The organism is Paenibacillus intestini, assembly GCF_030803945.1.
In the GTDB taxonomy this organism is placed as follows: domain Bacteria; phylum Bacillota; class Bacilli; order Paenibacillales; family Paenibacillaceae; genus Paenibacillus; species Paenibacillus polysaccharolyticus.
The window spans coordinates 62,539-82,067 of record NZ_JAURUN010000003.1; the positions used below are offsets into that span (position 1 = coordinate 62,539).

A 19,529-nucleotide genomic window follows, 5' to 3' on the forward strand; every position below is an offset into this window, starting at 1 on the left:
TTGGAGAATTTGAGGTTGAGGAATAGATTTTGTTGTAAAAAATAAATTTAGAAGAGCGTATCCTTTTCAGGAGGTTCTTCGTTTACATAATGAAACACTTAATCAGGAACCAGCAAAGGGGGGCCCCCGAGATGGCCTTTGTGAAGTCCGCAGATTGCGAAGTCAACAGACTTGAGCATGAATGGAGTAACACGCGTAATTACAAGACGGATCATGTTGGAGATGGCGGAATTACCAATCAAATGAATCAAGCTAGTCCAATAAATCAGATTACTACAACGAATCAGAGATATGATATGGATTGTACAAAGGATGCTGATGGGAAACGTATTTCGCACCCCATGTTGCACGATATATTGCCTGATTTGATGGCTTCACTCTATGCATATTGCTTGTCATTGACCAAATCAGTGACAGAGACAGAGGATCTCGTACAGGAAACCTGTCTTAAGGGATTATCGTCAGAGGTGGTGCAAGCTTCCGAAAGATCAAACGCGTCGTTTAATTGGGAGGCTTATCTGATTCGGATTGCACGCAATACATGGATTGATGGAATTCGTAAGCAGGAGAAGCTTCGATCTATTCTCGCGGAGATGAAATCTGTGATGTCCGAATGTACGGAAGAAGAATCATTTGAAGAGCTGGAGTCTGCGGTGCAGCTGTTAGTTCACACCTTGCCACCGTGGCAACGAGCAATCTATATATTACGTGAAATCATGGGATATAAGGCGGCAGAAACCGCTGAGATGCTGCATACAACCGAAGGTGCTGTAAAAGCGGCATTAAGCCGTGCCCGTACAGCTTTAACCAAGGTTAGGCATACATTGGAGGAAGCAGGGATGGATGCTGCATTGGAACAGGGGACGATGAAAGAGTCCGCAGATCTGGAGCAAGAGCAGCTCCGCAATTATCTGATGGCTTTCCGTCAAGGAGATACTGCACGTCTAATTGATCTGTGCCTGAACCGTATGCATGATCCGATAGCTGTGGCGGGTACGATTCTGCAACAGGTTCTGCCGTCTCGAGCGATGCAGCCAGTGATGTACGGTTATGTCACTTCGAGCACGAATCCAATGTCTTATGGAAGTGCGTATACGGTCATCATGGCTGCCTAATATAAGGAGGCGACACATATGAACGTAGTACCTTACGTTGTTGAACAGACCGCTCGCGGTGAGCGGAGTTATGATATTTATTCACGTTTGCTGAAGGACCGCATCATTATGGTGTCAGGAGAGATTGAAGATCAGATGGCCAATGCCATTGTGGCCCAATTATTGTTTTTGAGTGCCGAGGACCCGGATAAAGATATTCAGATGTACATTAACAGTCCGGGGGGATCGGTGACAGCAGGTTTCTCCATTTATGATACGATGCAGTTTGTGAAGCCAGATATTTCGACGATCTGCACCGGTATGGCGGCGAGTTTTGGTACGATTTTGCTGGTGGGAGGCACTAAGGGGAAACGAATGGCGTTACCGAACAGTGAAATTATGATTCATCAGCCGCATGGCGGCACACGCGGACAGGCATCAGATATGCTGATACATGCTAACCGTATTATCCAGCACCGCCAGCGTCTGAATCAGTTGCTTGCAGACCATACAGGCCAGCCACTGGAGCGCATTGAAAAAGACTCTGACCGCGATTATTTCCTCACCGCAGCCGAAGCGGTGGAATATGGTCTGGTGGATAAGGTTGTTACAGGTGCGTAAGTGTCACCGTAAATGAAACTGAAGAAGCGAGTGGAACAGAAAACAAATATAATCGAAACAACGAATGTAAAGATTTGGACGACAGCGGACTGTCGTTCTTTTTTTTGTATTTTCTGATGGAGAGAAGAAAAATGGATAAAAATAGGTTGACCTTAACCAGGTATAGTGTGTATATTATATATATACACTATGCCTGGTTATTTATATGAAACAATGGCAATGAGGTGAAGGAACGAACATGAATATACGGATATCCAATGCATCGAGCGATCCCATCTATATCCAGATTTTATCCCAGATTCGGCAGAGCATTCTGAACGGAGAACTGGCAGCAGGAGACCATCTTCCTTCCATCCGTCAACTTGCGAAGGATTTGCAAGTCAGCGTCATTACGACGAAACGTGTGTATGAAGAACTGGAAAAAGAGCAACTGATTGATTCCGTGGTTGGCAAGGGAAGTTTTGTATCCGGTGCAAATCAGGATTTTATCCGCGAGAGACGTATGAAGCAATTAGAAGCGAAGATGCTTGAGGTTATTCAGGAGAGCAAGGAACTGGGCATGAGCGCACAGGATTTGATTCATCATCTTACTTTGCTGTTAGAGGAGGAATAGGCAAGATGAATGCGATAGAATTGCGGAATGTTACGAAAGGGTATCCGTTATTTAAGGTGGATAACATATCCACAGATGTGAAACAGGGATTTATCACAGGGCTCATTGGCCCAAACGGAGCTGGAAAAAGTACATTAATCCGAATGATTACCGGACTCATCCATCCTGATCAGGGGACATTGCGAACGCTGGGCAGTGAGAATCCGAGCGGTGATGTGGCTGTCAAGCAGCGGCTCGGTATTGTGTCCGATGAATGCTTTTATTATGAACATTTGACCATCAGGGAGATGTCAAGGTTAATCGCTCCTTTTTACAGTCGCTGGGACCATGCCGTATTCAAGAGTTATTTGGAACAATTCGAATTGTCTCCAAAAAAGAAAATCCAGAATTTATCCAAAGGCATGAAGATCAAATTCTCGCTTGCGGTTGCCTTGTCTCATGATGCCGATCTGCTTGTCATGGATGAACCAACATCCGGTCTTGACCCGGTTTTTCGGAGAGAGCTGCTTGATCTACTGGCCGGCATGATACAGGACGAGGCCAAATCCATCATTTTCTCGACACATATTACGACGGATCTGGAGCGGATCGCGGACTATATCGCTTTTGTTAATCAAGGCAAGCTGATTTTTAATGAGGCCAAAGACGACGTACTTGAGCGCTACACCATTGTGAAAGGCGATATGGATCTACTGGATGCGGATACCCGGCGTCAATTCGTTGGCATACGTGAAACAACGATTGGTTTTGAAGCGTTATCGGACAACAAAGTGGAGGCACAGCGCATGTTCGGCAGTGAGGCTCTTTTGCATAGGCCGGCGTTGGAAGACTTGATTTATTTCACGGCAAAAGGGGGGCGTCAACATGCTTAATCTGCTTCGTAAAGACTTTATTGCACTGAGAAGTTCTTTGTGGATTATTGCTCTGTATGTGGTGATTTTCAGTTGGGCGTTTATTCCGAAGATGGAAATGTCCATGTATCTCGTAGGGATTTATACGGCTTTTGGCTCGATTATGCTAGCTACGATGATTGATATCAAAAACCATAATCATAACTTTTTAGTTACACTTCCAGTCAGTCGCAAACAGATCGTGCAAGCAAAGTATCTGTCTTCCATTCTCTATTCCCTGTTTGGAGTGCTTGTATCCTACGGCATTCACACGATTGTTAACCTGAATTATCCTGAACTCAACAAACCTCATTATTCCCTGTTGGATATCCTTATTTCTATGGGGTTGGTATTTATACTGGTATCTATTTATATGCCACTTTTCTATGCACTCAGCAAAAAGGGAGCAGGCATTATTAATACGGTTTTCTTCGTTTGTTTAATTGTTCTTGCTCAACCGACTGCGTTTATTCTTGATGTTGCGGGTAAAGATGGGCTGATCACAACACCCATTATCGTGGGGATTGCCATAGCCATAGTGACCTTGTTTTTTGTTTCGTATGTCGTCACGATCCGGTTATTTGAGAGAAAAGATCTGTGAGCGGATTGACTTTAGGGACTCGAAGCGGGCGCTAACGATCACAGATGAGCCTATTTGCTCCATTTCAGGTGATTTAAGAATGTAACGATCTCAGGAGATGCTATTTTAGTTATTTCGATGGAAAATGGGTAAAAATCACATGTTTCCATTGAAATAAGGTCACTGGTGATCGTTACATTTTTTAGGTTGTGAAAAACGCCTAAATAAGGTTTCTGGTGATCGTTAGCGTTGGCATGAAGTGGACATCGATGTGCCCACAGAGGAAACAGCCGTTTTGATTATAGACAAAAAGTGGTCTGACCTAAGCCTTGGACACCTTTCCCCATTTTCGTTGACTCTCTGAGCTTTCGTTGACCCACTGTTAGTGGGTACATTCAGAATTCTGCACACTTCTAAGACTTGGCGAGGTTCAATCCACTCTCCAAACTTCCTTATCCAGCCTGAATTCCGGTACTCCTTCGAGTCTTTGTTGCTCTTACTAGTTCTCTTCATCGATTCAAAACGAAGTTTCTTTTTAACTTCTCGCCGCTAAAGTGATCAGTCTGTCCATGCCTTCCCGAATCTGCTGTTCACGGGCGTAGGAGAAGGAGAGACGGAGTTTGCGGCTACCTGATGCGTGTGAGGGATCAAACACGGTGCCAGGCACAAAAGCAATGGAGTGCTCCATGCTTTGGTGTAACAACCTACCTGTGTCGATCCCCTCGGGAAGCTCGGCCCAGATGTTCAGACCGCCCTCGGGGCGTGTCCATGTCCAGTCTGTCTCCAGCAGACACTGCTCCATCACTTCCATTCGAAGTTGAAGCGCAGTTCGAAGTTTGGACAGATGCTGATGCATACGATCCGACTGGAAATAACGAAGAAACAGCTTCTGATTCAGAAGTGGTGATCCGTTATCTGTCAGGGCTTTGATCGCCTGGAGTCCTGCCATGAGATGTGAACGGCACATAATGGCTGCGATTCGCAGACCCGGAACAACATATTTGCTGTAGCTACGGATGTACAGTGTATGTCCAGAAGTATCATAAGTGAAGATTGGCGCAGGCGGTTTTTCTTTAAAATAAATATCGTATGTGCTGTCATCCTCCACCAGGAAACAGCCATATTGTTCAGCCAGTTCAGGTAACTGTTTGCGTTGCTCTACAGATATGCTGATGCCTGTTGGGTTTTGGAACGTCGGTGTCATATAAAAGAGGCGTGGCTTCTCTGTTTTCATCAGATGCTCAATCTGCTCCAGATCATACCCTTCGGGATGGATATCGGTAAAAACAAGCCGTGCACCCTGTTTGCGGAAAATTTCCATGGCAGGGCCGTAAGTTGGTCGCTCAATCAGTACCCGATCTCCAGGCTTGACCAGTGCACGGGAGATGACATCAATCGCCTGTTGAGCACCGGATGTAATCAGTACTTCGTCAGAGGACAGGTAGAAGCGTTCTTTTGCCGTCAAATGGCTGGCCAGACTGGTACGAAGCTCTAGATCGCCTTGGATCGTTGAGTACGTACCGAGTAGACGAGGATATTGATCTAACAGATCGCGCATCAATTCGCCCCAATATCGGTTGGGTAGTAGTGCAGGATCGATTAATGATTTGGAAAACTGATATTCCGCTTCCAGTGATTGGACTCGGTCAAGTGTGTCCCAATGGAGCCAGGCCGACACGGAGGGATCATCTCCCTGATCTGTATCGGATAGTGGTTTGGCTGGACTGACGTAATAACCAGATTTGTCTCTAACATAGACGATCCCACGTTGTTTTAACTCCTGATACGCTTTGAAAACCGTTAGCCGGTGTACGCCGAGCAGTTCGGACAAGCTTCGTACCGAAGGCAGTTTTTCCTGTTCAACCCACTCCCCAGCCTCAATCCGTACCATGAGATAGTGGATAACTTGCTCGTACCGTTTCATGCTGTTGTCTGCCATCATTACCGTTCTGCTCACCCGACCCACGCTCCTTTTGATCTCCATTGTAACAGCAAAAGGGAGGTAACTGTTCTATTTTGTTCATTCTGTTCTATAGACCATGAGCTATGATGGAGAACAGATAAAGGAGTGGTTAACATGGTAGGGATTGCATTTACCGTAATGTGTCTCGTTTTTGGAACAACTTTTCTGGCGATTAAAATTGGTGTGGAGGCAGGCATGCCGCCTTTTCTATCTGCTGGACTGCGGTTTGTGATTGCGGGAGCTTTAATGTTTACATGGATGTGGATGAAGGGGAAAGTGAACTTGTCCCTGTTATTCCGCAAAGAAATGCTGATTACAGGTGCAGGTCTGACATTTGCGACCTTTGCTACGTTATATTGGGCGGAGCAACATGTCAGTTCCGGTGTAGGAGCTATTCTATCGGCAACAGGACCGCTGATGATTATGCTCATGCAAACGGCATTATTGCGGCAGAAAACCTCTGCCCGCATGGTGATTGGCTGCCTGATCGGGTTTACAGGTGTCGTACTAGTCGTTTTGCCAGGCGTATCGCTTGGTGCAGGTTCTTTATTTTTATGGGGATGCATCGCGGTACTGGTGGGGGAAGTCTGTTATTCCGCAGGTACGTTATATTCCAAAAAAGTCATTCATCAATTCAGTGAGATGAATCCTGTTGCCATTAATGCGGTGCAGATGATGTATGGCGGTGTGCTGTTATTTATCCTCTCTGCACTGACGGAATCCTGGAATATGTCGGCACTGGATGTGCTACCGGCCGTGTCGTCCGTAATCTATCTGACGGTCATCGGTTCAATGGTCGGGCACAGTCTGTTCTATTGGATTATGTCACGCACTAATCCGCTGTTCCCGGCAACCTGGTTATACATATCGCCTCCAATTGCCGTTGGGCTCGGTGCGATCGTGTACGGAGAGCATGTCAGCTGGGTGACGTGGGTCGGTGTCGTTTTGGTTATCTCGGGGCTGTTAACCATGAATGAGAAGGTGAGCGGCTGGTTGAAGAAAGGGAGACGTACGAAGGTGATTGTGCAAGGCTCCTAGAATACCGGATGAATCTCCTCTATAGTATGATAGTAAGAGTACTTACTTTGAGGAGTCGTGTATAGTTATGAGAAAAATCTTCCTGAACTTCGTAGCCAGTGTGGCTCTTTCTATCTTGGTATTCATTCTTGTTTTATTTTTCGTTCATATATCCGATTCAACGAATATCATGGTTTCGGTTGCAATTACTGTGTCGTTACAGATTTCTTTTTTAACCGCAGTATTGCTTGCCAAAAATAAAAAATAACAAGAAAGCCCGGAACCACAAATCATTGTGATATCCGGGCTTTCTTGTTTTTGTACAACTACTTTGGTTTATTCCGCGTTCAGTACAAACTTCTCGATAACCTCTTTAACACCGTCTTCGTTATTGCTCGCCGTAATATAGTCCGCTAATTCTTTCAGGGCAGGGATGGCATTGCCCATCGCTACACCAAGACCGGCAACTTCCAGCATCTCGTGATCGTTCCAGGAGTCGCCGATGGCGATGCACTCACTAAGCTCGTGACCGAAATGGTCAGCCAGGAACGTCAGAGCATGACCTTTAGTACCTTCTTTATGCATAATTTCGAGGAAATACGGCTTGGATTTGGTGATGTGCACTTCAGATCCCAGCAGTTCACGAAGCTCTACAGCGACTTGGTCCAAATAATCCGGCTCATCAATAATGAGCAGTTTTGGTGTTGGTTGTTCAATGACTTTGATGAAGTCAGACTCGATGTAATATTGCGTGCCGTTTAGTTTGGCATAATCAAGCAGTTTTTGGTTTTCTTCACGAGCATACAGCTTGTCGTCGATGTACGTTTGCAGATGCAAGTTTTTCTCCAGGCAGTAGTCGAACAATTTGCGGGAAGCTTCTTGCGGCACATAGCGCTCATAGAGCACTTTTTCATCAAGCAGGTTTTTCACCAAAGCCCCCTGATACGTAATAATCGGCACGTTCAGCTTGGTTTGGCGTGCAAGTGCCTGTGCGGAAGCGTAAGCGCGTCCAGTTGCGAGGGTTACTACTACTCCGTGTGCTACCGCTTGTTCCAAAGCCGTTTGCGTAGCGGGTGTAACTTCTTTGTTGTCGTTGATCAGAGTGTCATCGATGTCGATAGCAATGAGTTTGTAAGTCATATGATGTTTCTCTCCTTTTTTAGCTGTGTCTATTTCATTGAACGAAATAAATAGATTACACGAGTCACTCCAAACGCAGAACCACCGATGATTTACACGAACACTCCGAAGACAGAATAACCTTCCGATCGCTGTTATCCCCAGATTTTTTGAATCCCTTTTAGAAGGGAGAAAATCCGGTGATAAAGGCGAACGCTTCACTTCTCCAGGTTTTTTCTGTCTTCTCCGTTATTTTGTAAACGAATAGTTCTGCCTTTTCCGTTAGAGGTGTCATCGAAAATTCGTTCAAACAACCTGTACCCATCTAAATGTCGTATTTCCTTCTTTATTTACTCTTCCAGGAAAACAAGACCGATAAAGTCTTCCAGCTCCAGGTTGCCGAAGTAATGTTTCACATCGAGACCTTCCAGGGCTGAACGCACTTCAGTCTCGTCATAACGCTTGCCGCGTAACATGTCCTCGATATCCGCTACATCGCCAACACCGAAGAAATCGCCGAAGATTTTAATATCTTCGATACGCCCATCCTTGATGTTCATGCGCAGATCGATGATGCCCACCGGGAATTTGCGGGTATGCTTCACATTGCTTTCCGGTGACAGACCATAGTTCCAGTCCCAATTGTTATAACGCTCCGCTGAAATTTCTTTAATCTTATCCCAGTCCTTCTCGGTCAGCTTGTACTGAGGAACGTCCTGCGGCTCCATGCGGAAAATGTGACGAAGCAACTCATCACGGAACTCTTCAATCGTCAGATTGGTGTCAATCAGATCACGAATGTTGGCAACGCGGCTGCGTACCGACTTGGTGCTCTTGGATTTGAATTTCTCGGGATTGACGTTCAGAGATGCCTGAACGTGCTCCAGATTCAGATCAAACATCAGCGTGCCGTGACTGAACATGCGTCCGCGGGTAGCGAATTGGGCGTTGCCCGAAATTTTCTTTTCGCCGACTTGCAGATCATTGCGCCCAGTCAACTCGGCATTGACGCCAAGTTCGTGCAGCGCTTCAACTACAGGCTGGGTGAATTTGCGGAAGTTATGGAAGGACTGACCGTCATCCGCGGTAATGAAACTGAAGTTAAGGTTGCCCAGATCGTGATACACCGCCCCGCCCCCGGAAAGACGACGTACCACCTGCACACCGTTATCCTGAACGTATTCGATATTAATCTCTTCAATCGTATTTTGGTGTTTGCCAATGATGATTGACGGACGGTTGATGTAAAACAGCAGGTAGCTGTCATCCTCCATCGGCAGATGTTTCAAAATGTACTCCTCAATCGCGAGGTTTACAGAAGGATCTGTAATGCCCTGGTTATCTACAAACAGCATGGTCATTCCTCCATTAATGTATGTGAGAGGCGCGTAGCCCCTTATGTAGTGATACTCGTACAAAAGAATCAGAAAACTGAAGTTTCTGAAATTCCTCTTCTATTGTAAACGAATTGTCGTTGGGACACAAAGAAAACAAGTAGATAAAGGCGGATTTGGGCCCGACTCATGACAACCAGATGAATGGAGAAGGAATACAGGATTGACCCATCCCACGTACGCCATTCATAATAAAAAGAAGATACAGAGAGGATGACGGAAGAATGACCAGTTATATCGAAGTGTTCGGACATGGTGGAGATGTGGAGACCGCAGCTTCGAGGTTTGGAGGCAATGCAGCGGATTTTCTGGATTATAGCGCTAATATCAACCCTTTAGGCCCTCCCAAAGAGGTTTTGGAAGCATTACAGCAAGGTCTGCATTCGGTGCTTCGTTACCCTGACCCGGGCCATCGGGGATTCAAAGCGCTTCTGGGTGAACGTTTGGGAGTAACACAAGAGCAAATTTCCGTAGGGAATGGTGCGGCTGAAAGTATGGCATTGATCCTGCTGGCACTTGCTCCGCGCAAGGTTGGAACAGTGGAACCGGGTTTCTCGGAATATCGCGCTTTGGCACGGCAATTCGGTGCGGAGACTTTGCATACAGAAGGCCTTGAAGAGCTGAATTGGAAAGCGCCAGCTGAACATATCGAACAGTTGATGGAAAAGGTAGACCTGCTCTTTCTTGGACAGCCAAACAACCCAAACGGTGTACAATATCCGGTGGAGACACTGCATAGGTTAGCACGGAAAGCCGAAAAGACGGGTACCGTGCTCGTTATTGATGAAGCGTTTATCGATTTTATTCCACCGGCTCTGCGACAGTCACTTGCTCCTGATCTGAATCAATATCCGCATGTGATCATCATCCGTTCGATGACGAAGTTTTATGCGATTCCGGGCTTGCGTCTCGGATATGCTATAGGTCATTCGAAGTACATACAGGCGATGACGGAGAAACAAGTCACCTGGAGTGTCAACGGACTGGCTCTTATTGCAGGGGAAGCCTGTCTGCGCAGCGGGGAACGGTTCGAGCTGGACACGATATCGCAGATTACGATTGAACGGACACGTTTAATCCAGGTACTGGAGTCGTATGGGTGTAGCGTAACGTCTGGTGAAGCCAATTTCATTTTGGTGCGTGTGCCAGAGCCTTGGACGGCAGCTTCTATGCAGGAAGCTTTGGGGCGGCGGGGTATTCTGATTCGTAGCTGTGCCATGTATCCGGGGCTTGAGGCAGGACATGTACGTTTTGCGGTCAAAGGTGCTGAAGCCAACGATAGGTTGCTTGACGTGCTCGGAAGTGTGCTTGAACAAAGCGGGGATCAGGACGTGGATATGGCATCTGTCGATCAGGGGATTCAGCAGGGGCATACGCAACATTTTGAAAAAATAAAGGGAGGGAAGCGGTTGTGACACTCCCGTTTTATAACTATTTTACAGATGGAAATAGAGACGAGAATATCTACGTGTCCTCTTCCTGGCCGGGTCTGCACATCGCTGCCGATGAACGGCATGTTAAAGCTCAGAGTCCACAACCTGCTCTCGCACTTTCCAGCGCTGTATATGGCGGCGGGATGCTTGAATTAAACCGTGTCTTTAACATCTATGTGGACAAACATTACCGATGTGATGATCCACCCCGTGATATCGCAGAGGCGCTGTATGAATGGCAAGAGCAAGCCGATCAGTGTGCCGGATTGTTAACTGCGGTCAGATTGGAGCATACCTCCATTCAGGAGTATTCGAGTTCGGCATTTGGTCTATTGTGCTGTATAACTGCCGGCGTATCCAATGCAGCACGAGCAGGTTCCGATAGAACCGTGTTTGATGTCCATGGGAAAAAACAAAACAGAATTCCATATATCCCTGGTACGATTAATATCATGCTGTGGTTCAACGGACAGATGACCCCTGGAGCGATGGTTAATGCGGTTCAGACGGCCGTGGAGGCCAAGGCCGCTGCCCTTGCCGATGCAGGTATTGCCGATTCGGAGAACGGACTTCCTGCCACAGGTACAACAACCGATGCCATTGTGTTTGCTGTACGTCAGATTTCTGCAGATGATAGCCAGCCGCTTCACTCATATGCGGGCACGGCTACTGCATTGGGAGCGGTTATCGGCAGACTCGTATATGACACGGTGACAGAAAGCCTACAGGCCGGATTGCAATGGAAAGAAAGGAACGGACACAGTAATGACATTTGAATTGGAGCATCTATGGACATCATCGTTCTGGATTGGCATGTCTGGAGCGTGGATCATCATTCTTGCATACATATTAGACCGATGCATCGGAGACCCGCGCTGGATTCCGCATCCCGTTATTGGAATGGGGAAAGGCATCTCGGCATTGGAGCGTATTATTAGGGCACGTGTACATACAAATAAAGGACTGAAAAAAGCGGGGATCTGGTTCCCGATCTTGATTGCGGGAGGTTCTTTTGCTGTCACATGGGGGCTTTTGTTTCTATTAGGTCTGATTCATCCGATCTTTGCGGCTGCAGCCGAAATTGTTCTGATCGCAACAACGATTGCTTCCAAAGGGTTGCGTGATGCAGGCATGGAAGTGTACCGCCATCTGAAAGAGCAGGATTGGCCTGGAGCCAGGCGTTCACTCGGTATGATTGTGGGACGTGATACGGCACATCTGGACGAGCCGGAGGTAGTTCGGGGAACGGTGGAGACCGTTGCAGAAAACATTGTGGATGCCATTGTATCGCCGCTATTCTATGCACTCATTGGTGGTGCTCCGCTGGCTATGGCCTACCGTGCCGTCAATACGCTGGATTCCATGGTTGGATATAAAAATGAGAAATATCTGCATCTTGGGTGGGCCTCCGCACGGCTGGATGATTGGGCTAACTGGATTCCCGCTCGCATGACCGCTTTGCTGTTAATTGTAGGCGCATGGGTGCTGAAACTGGATGCCAAAGGCGCAGCGCGTATGGTTGCCCGGGATGCGAGACTACACCCCAGCCCGAATAGCGGTTTTCCCGAGTCGGCAGTCGCTGGAGCACTAGGCATTCGGCTGGGCGGGCATAACGTGTATCACGGCGTTGCTTCATTTCGAGCTTATATGGGCGAGGCTACGCGGCCGATGGAGTCGGAAGATATCGTGCGAACGACGCGGCTGATGTTTTGGTCGGCGGGAGCTTTTGTGGGCCTTTGTTTCATAGCATCCTTGGGTGTGTGGTTAGCAGGAGGTGCGCTATTGTGGTAATTAAAGAATTAGAACAGCTTGGATCAAAACAGTCTCCGTACAAGCGTAGCATCGTATTGATCCGTCATGGAACAACCCAGTGGAATGTGGAAAAAAAGTATCTGGGGCATACCGACATGGGGCTGTTGCCTGATGCACAAGAAGAGCTGGTTCAGCTACGCGAGCAGTGTCGCGAGCTTACATGGAATACGGTGTATTGCAGTGACCTGCTTCGTTGTCGCCAGACGCTGGCACACATTGCACCGCAGCTGATTGAACAGGCGAAGTTTGATTCGCGCCTGCGCGAGAATGATTTCGGACAATGGGAAGGCCTGAATTATGAGCAATTGAAGGATAATCTCTTGTACCGGGACTGGATTGATGATCCACACAAGGTAACTCCGCCTGAAGGAGAAGCGTGGCAGACTTTTGCGGAACGAGTGGATTCTTTTCTGTACGAACAGATCTGGTCGGAGCATTCACACGAAAATTCACACAAGACACTTATTGTGTCACATGGCGGTGTCATCCGTTATATGATGTCCCGGCTCATCCATGGCGTCGGGTTTTGGGATACACATGTCATCCCTGGACAGGCTATTCAGGTTGATCTTGAAAAGAAAGGGGATCACTGGCTTGGCAGACGAATGGATTTTCCGTACATCGGGTTGTAAGGTGCTGCAATATACCCTATAATCACAACAGAAGTGTGACTCGGACGGACATATTGGGTATGATGGGCTGAGACGCCTGAACTGACGTGATTCGTGCGAAGAGCACTGCGACAATGTTTGATCTGAATTAACCATCTTTAGCGACCAAGGGTCCCGCGTGCCAAGCCGTTGTTCATGAAGAACAAGGACAAGTTATCATGCGCACAAGGGTAAAATGGGGAAGCTGGTGCAAATCCGGCACGGTCCCGCCACTGTGAAACAGGAGCCATCCTGTAAGTCAGATTACCAGCCCTGGACGTACAAGCCGGTGTTCCTTCGAGGAAAGGACAACGTTTCGGGCCATTCTGTGCGCATGGACAGCTAGCCGCTGTTACATGTACAGATTGCCGTATGCGAGACGTCATCCCTGATCCTTGTTTTAAGGATAAGGGATTTTTCTTGTTGTACACGATGTGTTGAAAAGTACTATGTTACACGAGGCCACTCCGATTGCAGTACCATTTTCCGATCGCTGTTATCCCCAGATTTTTTGATTCCTTTTCAAAGGGAAAAATCCGGTGATAAATGCGAACACTTCGTTTCTCCAAATTGGTTCTGCACTCTCCGTTAAACGTGTACACGTCTGCATTTTCGTTTCATCTAAACACCAAGATGGGGTAGAGCAATAAGAGTAAGGTAATAAGCAACAACAATAGTACAGATAGAGAAGGGGAGTTTAAATCAATGATTAAGAACTGGAAAGCACTCACATCACTGTTGAGCGCAGCAATGCTGGCACTGGCGCTGGCTGGATGCGGTAATACCGCAACAAAAGAAGGTGCGGGCAGCTCACAGCAGCCTGCACAGGAGCAGTCGCAGGAACAAACGCAAACGGATTTGAAAACCCAATATCCACTTACGGTTACGGACGCAACGGGTGAGTCTTTCACTTTTGAAAAAGCACCAACCAAAATCGTCTCTGTATCTCCAGCTGAAACGGAGTCGCTGTTTGCCCTCGGACTGGATAATGAGATTATTGGCGTATCCGACTATGACGATTACCCGGAAGCGGCGAAAACAAAAGCAAAAATGGGCGGCATTAACAAGCCGAATGAAGAATCTGTTATTGCAGCAGATGCGGATATCGTATTCGGAGGCATTTCATTGAGCGAGGATGCAGTGAAAAAGCTGCGTGATCTGGGCATTACCATTTTCAAAACGGATCCTAAATCCATCGACGATGTAATGAATAATATCGAAACCTTCGGTAAAATTACCGATCATCAGGAGCAGGCACAGAAGCTCATCACACAGATGAAGCAGGAAGTAACAGATGTAACCGAAGCGGTAAAAGCCGTGAAACCGGAAGAGAAGAAAAAAGTATACATCGAGTTCTCCCCAGGCTGGACGGTAGGTAAAGGTGAGTTTATGGACGAACTGATCAACGTAGCCGGGGGCATCAATGTTGCTGCTGACAAAGAGAGCTGGTATCAGATTAACGAAGAAAATGTTATCGCCTCGAACCCGGATGTTATCCTGTACGCCAATGACGTAGTTGAGGACAACAAGACGCTGGATCAGATCATCAAGGCACGTAGCGGCTGGGATCAAATTACGGCGGTGAAAAACAATGCTGTGATTGGGCTGGATGCTAACTTGCTGAGCCGTCCAGGACCGCGCGTAACTCAAGGGTTGAAAGATGTTGCCAAAGCGATCTATCCTGACCTGTTCAAATGAGCAGAAAGCTGATCCTGTTCGGAACGATGGGCATGGCGCTGCTGGTGCTTACCGTGCTCATCTGCACGGGCATCGGTTCAGTGGCGTTGCCCATCCGGGACATCGCTGGTATTCTCGTTCACAAATTGCCATGGGTGGGCGACTGGATTACACCTGATTGGAACAAGGCCGCCGAACAAATCATATGGAAGGTGCGTTTCCCGCGTGTCTTGCTTGCGATGCTCGTAGGTGCTTCACTAGCAATTGCAGGGGCGGGGTTTCAAGGTGTATTACGCAATCCTCTGGCTGATCCATTCACACTGGGGGTTTCCTCTGGTGCTTCGGTGGGGGCGGCGTTCCTGATATTCTTTGGTTTGCAGTACGCTATCATTGGTATTTGGACACTGCCGCTGGTTGCTTTTTTGACCGGGGTAGTCACGTTATGGTTCGTGCTGTCGCTGGCTCGTGAAGGACGTAAAATACCAACGCATAGCCTCATTCTGGCAGGTGTGGTCATGCAAAGTTTCTTGGGGGCGGTCGTTTCCTTCCTATCGACCATGTCGAAGCAGACAATCAATGAAATTATATACTGGACGATGGGAAGTCTGGCACTGCGCGGGTGGTCGTATACGACCATCCTTTTCCCGTATTTTCTGCTTGGACTGATCTTTCTATGGAGCCGGGCACGTTCGCTGAATGTCTTGGCACTGGGTGAACGTCAGGCAGCGCATATTGGTGTTGGTGTGGACAGGCTCAAGTTATCTGTGCTGGCTGTAGGCACATTGCTAACGGCAGGAGCTGTTTCGGTTTCGGGAGTCATCGGATTTGTTGGCTTGGTAATTCCGCATATTTTGCGCTTGCTGGTGGGGCCGGACTATCGCTTGCTGGTACCTTTGTCTGCGATTGGCGGTGCGATTTTTATGGTATGGGCAGACACCATAGCTCGCTCCTTGCTGGCACCGACTGAAATACCGCTAGGCGTCGTGACTGCTTTTGTCGGCGCTCCGTTTTTTGCCTATTTGCTGCATCGGAACAAAAAGCTGCAGAAGGGGATGATGCCGTGACGACCGACAAAAATTATGCTGCCGCTTCTCTAGTATCTGTTGTCCGGGCGGGCAAAACATACGGTGAACATCATGCCCTGCATCCTACCGATTGGCAGATCGCAGAAGGAGATTGGTGGGGTGTCGTTGGCCCAAACGGAAGCGGGAAATCAACATTACTCCAGCTTATAGCAGGAACGGAATCGTTAAGTGAAGGCCAGATCAGCATCGCTGGTGGTGATATCGGATCTTACGGCCGTAAGGAACTGTCACGGATGATCGCGGTTTTGCAGCAGGATGGCTTACCCGCAATCTCCTATCCGGTTCGGGATGTCGTCGAAATGGGACGGTATCCGTACCAAAATTGGTTAGGCCGGGAAACGGCGGATGGAGCACGTGTGGTGGACAGAGTGCTCGAAGAGCTGGGACTAATGGAACTTGCGGATCGGCCGCTGGATTCCCTAAGCGGCGGACAACGGCAGCGAGTGGCCCTAGCCAAGGTCATGGCACAGGAGCCGCGATTATTATTGCTGGACGAACCAACGACGTTTCTCGATATCAAATATCAATTGCAGTTTATGGAGTTGTTAGCGGCATGGCAGAAGAAGAGCAGTATCACGATTGTAGCGGTGTTGCATGATCTCAATCTGGCTGCGTTGTTCTGCAATCGTATTTTGGCTTTGCGTGAGGGGAAGGTAGTGGGAGAGGGAACACCTCATAGTTTAATGACGGGAGAGCAGATTCAAGAGATTTTTCGCGTTAAACCTGCGATGGTATCCCATCCGGATCATGCTGTTCCCCAACTGTTGTTGCGGCGGGACATGGATTAAATGAGGACGAGAGAGCCTCTATTTTGATGAAGGAAGTGCTGGTTGAATGAAGACAGAAGAACAGAAGCTGGAGCAAGTATTAAATAAGATTGTTGCTCCTGACCCAACCATTGCTGCCGAAACGTCTGCTCATGTGGATATACTCACAAAGCCACCTGGTAGTCTCGGCAAATTGGAAGACCTTGTGATTCGATTGGCAGGGATGACAGGGCAGGCACGTCCGCGTTTTGATCGCAGGGCTGTGATCGTTATGGCTGCGGATCACGGGGTCGTAGCTGAAGGGATCAGTGCTTTTCCAGCCGAGGTTACACCGCAGATGGTCATGAATTTTCTGGCTGGAGGCGCTGCAGTCAATGTCCTTGCTCGTCATGCCAGAGCGGAGGTGATCTGTGTCGATGTCGGTGTAAATGCTGACCTTGATCACGCTAACCTGCTCTCCCGCAACATTCGTAAAGGCACGGCCAACATGGCTCAAGGAGCCGCGATGACTCGGGATGAGGCGATTCAGGCTATTTTAGTAGGTGTGGATGTCGTTACCGCGGAAGTAGCAAAAGGGACAGGGTTGTTTGTCACCGGAGAAATGGGGATTGGCAACACAACGGCAAGCGCCGCAGTGATGAGTGCGCTCACTGGTATTGCACCAGCATCAGCTGTTGGGAGAGGGACTGGCTTGGATGATGCAGGTATGCTACGCAAGGCTGCTGTTATAAGTCAGGCTTTGAGTGTTAATACACCTGACCCTGAGGATGCGCTGGATGTGCTATGCAAGGTGGGTGGATTGGAGATTGCAGGACTCGCGGGCGTTATTCTCGCAGCAGCGGCCCATCGTTGTCCAGTTGTTATAGATGGTTTCATCTCGACTGCGGCGGCACTAATCGCAAGAAAGCTGGCTCCCCTGAGTACGGCTTATATGATCGCTTCCCATACCTCCCATGAGAATGGACATGCGGCTCTGCTACGTGAACTTGATTTGAAGCCGATGCTGGATCTGGATATGCGCCTTGGAGAAGGCACAGGTGGAGTACTCAGTCTGCATCTCATTGATGCAGCATGTCTGATTTTGAATGAAATGGCGACCTTTGCAAGTGCGGGTGTGTCAGACGGAACGAATCAGGCTTCCGACTCTGATTCCAGTGAGAAAGAGCATTCGACTGGTTCCTCCATTTTAACGGTCTCACCTATTCAGGGAGATGGCTCCCGATGAGTGTATTGGTTACTGGCGGTGCTCGCAGTGGTAAGAGTTCGTTTGCCGAACGTCTATGCATGCAGCGTTCCTCCGAAGCCTGGTATGTAGCAACTGCTCAGGCGTATGATGACGAGATGCGTGAACGCATAGCAATGCACCAGAAGCAACGTGAAGATTCCGGTTACCTCTGGCGTACGATGGAGGAACCCTTGGCTTTGCCTGCTCTAATTCAGCAGATGGGGGAAGGGCATACGGGAACGTCCGCACCAACGATTCTGGTGGATTGCTTGACACTTTGGCTGACGAATGTGTTATTGGCCCATGAACATGACGAAGGTCATGTGTTGCAAGGTCATCTGGATGCACTGGTAGAAGCGGTCCAAACCTATCCCGGATTACTTGTGCTGGTTACCAATGAAGTAGGGGATGGAATTGTACCCGAATACAAGCTTGGTCGTGTGTATCGTGATCTGGCAGGTGTTCTTAATCAGCGCATTGCAGCAATCTGTCGTGAGGTGTTTCTCGTGACGGTAGGCATTCCAATCGAATTGAAAAGTAAGGAGTATCGCTTATGAAGCATGGCTCAGCGGGTTCAGCCGTTCCGCAGCGGAAACATGCGGCTGCAGCGGCCTTTCAATTTCTGTCTCGTTTTCCTGTGAAAATGCAGCTCGATTTTGTTCCGCCATTGCTACGCGAAAGTGTGGTGTATTATCCACTGGTCGGTGCTGCAATTGGTCTCTGCCTGTGGCTGGTCGCCGCACTGAGCGGTGCCCTGCTTCCGGCTTTTCCGGCAGCGGTTCTGACCTTGACCGTATGGGTCTGGCTTACCGGAGGATTGCATCTCGACGGATGGATGGATACAGCAGATGGCCTGCTCAGTTACCGCAGCCGTGAGCGAATGCTGGAGATTATGAAAGACAGCCGAGTGGGCGCGATGGGGGTTATTGCCTGTGTGCTGCTCCTTATGATGAAGGCGGCGCTGATTGCCGATATGATTGCCCGTGGGAACTGGTTGTACGGTGCGTTGCTGATTTTGCCTATGATCTGGAGCCGATGGTTTATGGTCTATGCCATGTCAGCCTGGCCTAATGCTCGTGGGGATGATGGGCTTGCCGTTCTATTCAAAGGGCTCGGGGAGCGGAATGAAGTCCAGCGAGCACGTAGCGCTGCGATTGGACTTACGCTGGTCTTAGGCGTTATTACAATTGCTGTCGTATGGCTGTTTAAACCGGATATTGCTATTGCCGATGCCATGGTCAGCGGGTTTGGGTCACTCCCTTGGTGGTTGTATCCTGTAACGTCAGTTATCGTACTGCCTGTGGCGTGTTATTATATAGGGCGATTTGTTGCTACCCGGATCAGTGCCCGGCTTGGAGGGCTTACTGGAGATACATATGGTGCCATGAACGAACTGTTGGAAGCGGCTTTATTGACGGTATTAAGCGTGCTTCAAGGACTGTTTTGGCTGTAGAGGTTGAGGTGTAGAGGTGGGCTGCCCAAAATTCCATTGGAGAATTTTCGTTTGGTTTGAGCATTATCGTTATGTAGCAAGTTAATCGCGCGAAAGACAGGGGTGAGGGACCGTGGAAGATCAGGTAAAACAACCA

General features: G+C 48.4%; 19 protein-coding genes and 1 riboswitch. Of the genes, 16 read left to right on the forward strand and 3 right to left on the reverse strand.

Annotated elements, in window-relative coordinates:
* Positions 1-131: 131 nt before the first annotated feature.
* From J2T16_RS09540 to J2T16_RS09560, 5 genes are all read left to right on the forward strand, one after another.
* Positions 132-1,115 (forward strand): RNA polymerase sigma factor, encoded by a 984-nt coding sequence (locus tag J2T16_RS09540; RefSeq protein ID WP_499018232.1) that lies wholly within the window; start codon positions 132-134, stop codon positions 1,113-1,115.
* Positions 1,116-1,133: 18 nt separating this feature from the next.
* Positions 1,134-1,715, forward strand: coding sequence for an ATP-dependent Clp endopeptidase proteolytic subunit ClpP (gene clpP / locus J2T16_RS09545; protein ID WP_123063326.1), 582 nt, complete (start codon positions 1,134-1,136; stop codon positions 1,713-1,715).
* 238 nt (positions 1,716-1,953) lie between these two features.
* The gene (locus tag J2T16_RS09550) at positions 1,954-2,328 is read left to right on the forward strand and encodes a GntR family transcriptional regulator (protein WP_090918040.1); all 375 of its coding nucleotides are present in this window, start codon (positions 1,954-1,956) and stop codon (positions 2,326-2,328) included.
* A gap of 5 nt (positions 2,329-2,333) precedes the next feature.
* Entirely contained in the window at positions 2,334-3,200 is an 867-nt protein-coding gene (locus J2T16_RS09555; protein ID WP_499018233.1) for an ABC transporter ATP-binding protein, read from the forward strand.
* On the forward strand, positions 3,193-3,819 hold the full coding sequence (locus J2T16_RS09560; protein WP_221790225.1) for an ABC-2 transporter permease: 627 nt from the start codon (positions 3,193-3,195) through the stop codon (positions 3,817-3,819). Before J2T16_RS09555 ends, J2T16_RS09560 begins: the two co-directional genes overlap by 8 nt.
* A gap of 514 nt (positions 3,820-4,333) precedes the next feature.
* Here the strand turns inward: J2T16_RS09560 and J2T16_RS09565 are convergent.
* Positions 4,334-5,755: an aminotransferase-like domain-containing protein gene (locus tag J2T16_RS09565; RefSeq protein WP_418792661.1), complete on the reverse strand. Its 1,422-nt coding sequence runs from the start codon at positions 5,753-5,755 to the stop codon at positions 4,334-4,336.
* A 120-nt stretch (positions 5,756-5,875) separates the two neighbouring features.
* On the opposite strand from J2T16_RS09565, the gene J2T16_RS09570 reads away from it, so the two are divergent.
* Complete coding sequence (locus J2T16_RS09570) at positions 5,876-6,799, forward strand: DMT family transporter (RefSeq protein WP_090918031.1); 924 nt, start codon at positions 5,876-5,878, stop codon at positions 6,797-6,799.
* Positions 6,800-7,114: 315 nt separating this feature from the next.
* Here the strand turns inward: J2T16_RS09570 and J2T16_RS09575 are convergent, their stop codons facing one another.
* Both J2T16_RS09575 and lplA read right to left on the reverse strand, forming a co-directional pair.
* The gene (locus tag J2T16_RS09575) at positions 7,115-7,918 is read right to left on the reverse strand and encodes a Cof-type HAD-IIB family hydrolase (RefSeq protein WP_499018234.1); all 804 of its coding nucleotides are present in this window, start codon (positions 7,916-7,918) and stop codon (positions 7,115-7,117) included.
* 329 nt (positions 7,919-8,247) lie between these two features.
* On the reverse strand, positions 8,248-9,252 hold the full coding sequence (lplA, locus tag J2T16_RS09580; protein ID WP_090918025.1) for a lipoate--protein ligase: 1,005 nt from the start codon (positions 9,250-9,252) through the stop codon (positions 8,248-8,250).
* 263 nt (positions 9,253-9,515) lie between these two features.
* Here lplA and cobD point away from each other — a divergent pair, with 263 nt between their 5' ends.
* The 10 genes from cobD to J2T16_RS09630 all read left to right on the forward strand — a co-directional run bounded on the left by cobD (position 9,516) and on the right by J2T16_RS09630 (position 19,393).
* Positions 9,516-10,706, forward strand: coding sequence for a threonine-phosphate decarboxylase CobD (gene cobD, locus J2T16_RS09585; protein ID WP_499018235.1), 1,191 nt, complete (start codon positions 9,516-9,518; stop codon positions 10,704-10,706).
* A complete protein-coding gene (locus J2T16_RS09590) occupies positions 10,703-11,500 on the forward strand; it encodes an adenosylcobinamide amidohydrolase (RefSeq protein WP_499018236.1) in 798 nt (265 codons plus the stop codon). Before cobD ends, J2T16_RS09590 begins: the two co-directional genes overlap by 4 nt.
* Before the next feature lie 37 nt (positions 11,501-11,537).
* Complete coding sequence (gene cbiB, locus J2T16_RS09595; RefSeq protein WP_221790425.1) at positions 11,538-12,515, forward strand: adenosylcobinamide-phosphate synthase CbiB; 978 nt, start codon at positions 11,538-11,540, stop codon at positions 12,513-12,515.
* A complete protein-coding gene (locus J2T16_RS09600; RefSeq protein ID WP_499018237.1) occupies positions 12,509-13,168 on the forward strand; it encodes a histidine phosphatase family protein in 660 nt (219 codons plus the stop codon). The genes cbiB and J2T16_RS09600 overlap by 7 nt, the downstream gene beginning before the upstream one ends.
* Positions 13,169-13,358: 190 nt before the next feature.
* Positions 13,359-13,475: riboswitch (cobalamin riboswitch) on the forward strand.
* 416 nt (positions 13,476-13,891) lie between these two features.
* The gene (locus tag J2T16_RS09605) at positions 13,892-14,884 is read left to right on the forward strand and encodes an ABC transporter substrate-binding protein (protein WP_499018238.1); all 993 of its coding nucleotides are present in this window, start codon (positions 13,892-13,894) and stop codon (positions 14,882-14,884) included.
* The gene (locus J2T16_RS09610) at positions 14,881-15,927 is read left to right on the forward strand and encodes a FecCD family ABC transporter permease (RefSeq protein ID WP_154982780.1); all 1,047 of its coding nucleotides are present in this window, start codon (positions 14,881-14,883) and stop codon (positions 15,925-15,927) included. The genes J2T16_RS09605 and J2T16_RS09610 overlap by 4 nt, the downstream gene beginning before the upstream one ends.
* Positions 15,924-16,736: an ABC transporter ATP-binding protein gene (locus tag J2T16_RS09615; RefSeq protein WP_221790404.1), complete on the forward strand. Its 813-nt coding sequence runs from the start codon at positions 15,924-15,926 to the stop codon at positions 16,734-16,736. The genes J2T16_RS09610 and J2T16_RS09615 overlap by 4 nt, the downstream gene beginning before the upstream one ends.
* A 46-nt stretch (positions 16,737-16,782) precedes the next feature.
* A complete protein-coding gene (cobT, locus tag J2T16_RS09620; protein WP_336120805.1) occupies positions 16,783-17,940 on the forward strand; it encodes a nicotinate-nucleotide--dimethylbenzimidazole phosphoribosyltransferase in 1,158 nt (385 codons plus the stop codon).
* Positions 17,937-18,497: a bifunctional adenosylcobinamide kinase/adenosylcobinamide-phosphate guanylyltransferase gene (gene cobU, locus J2T16_RS09625; protein WP_154958475.1), complete on the forward strand. Its 561-nt coding sequence runs from the start codon at positions 17,937-17,939 to the stop codon at positions 18,495-18,497. The genes cobT and cobU overlap by 4 nt, the downstream gene beginning before the upstream one ends.
* The gene (locus J2T16_RS09630) at positions 18,494-19,393 is read left to right on the forward strand and encodes an adenosylcobinamide-GDP ribazoletransferase (RefSeq protein ID WP_499018239.1); all 900 of its coding nucleotides are present in this window, start codon (positions 18,494-18,496) and stop codon (positions 19,391-19,393) included. Before cobU ends, J2T16_RS09630 begins: the two co-directional genes overlap by 4 nt.
* Positions 19,394-19,529 lie beyond the last annotated feature (136 nt).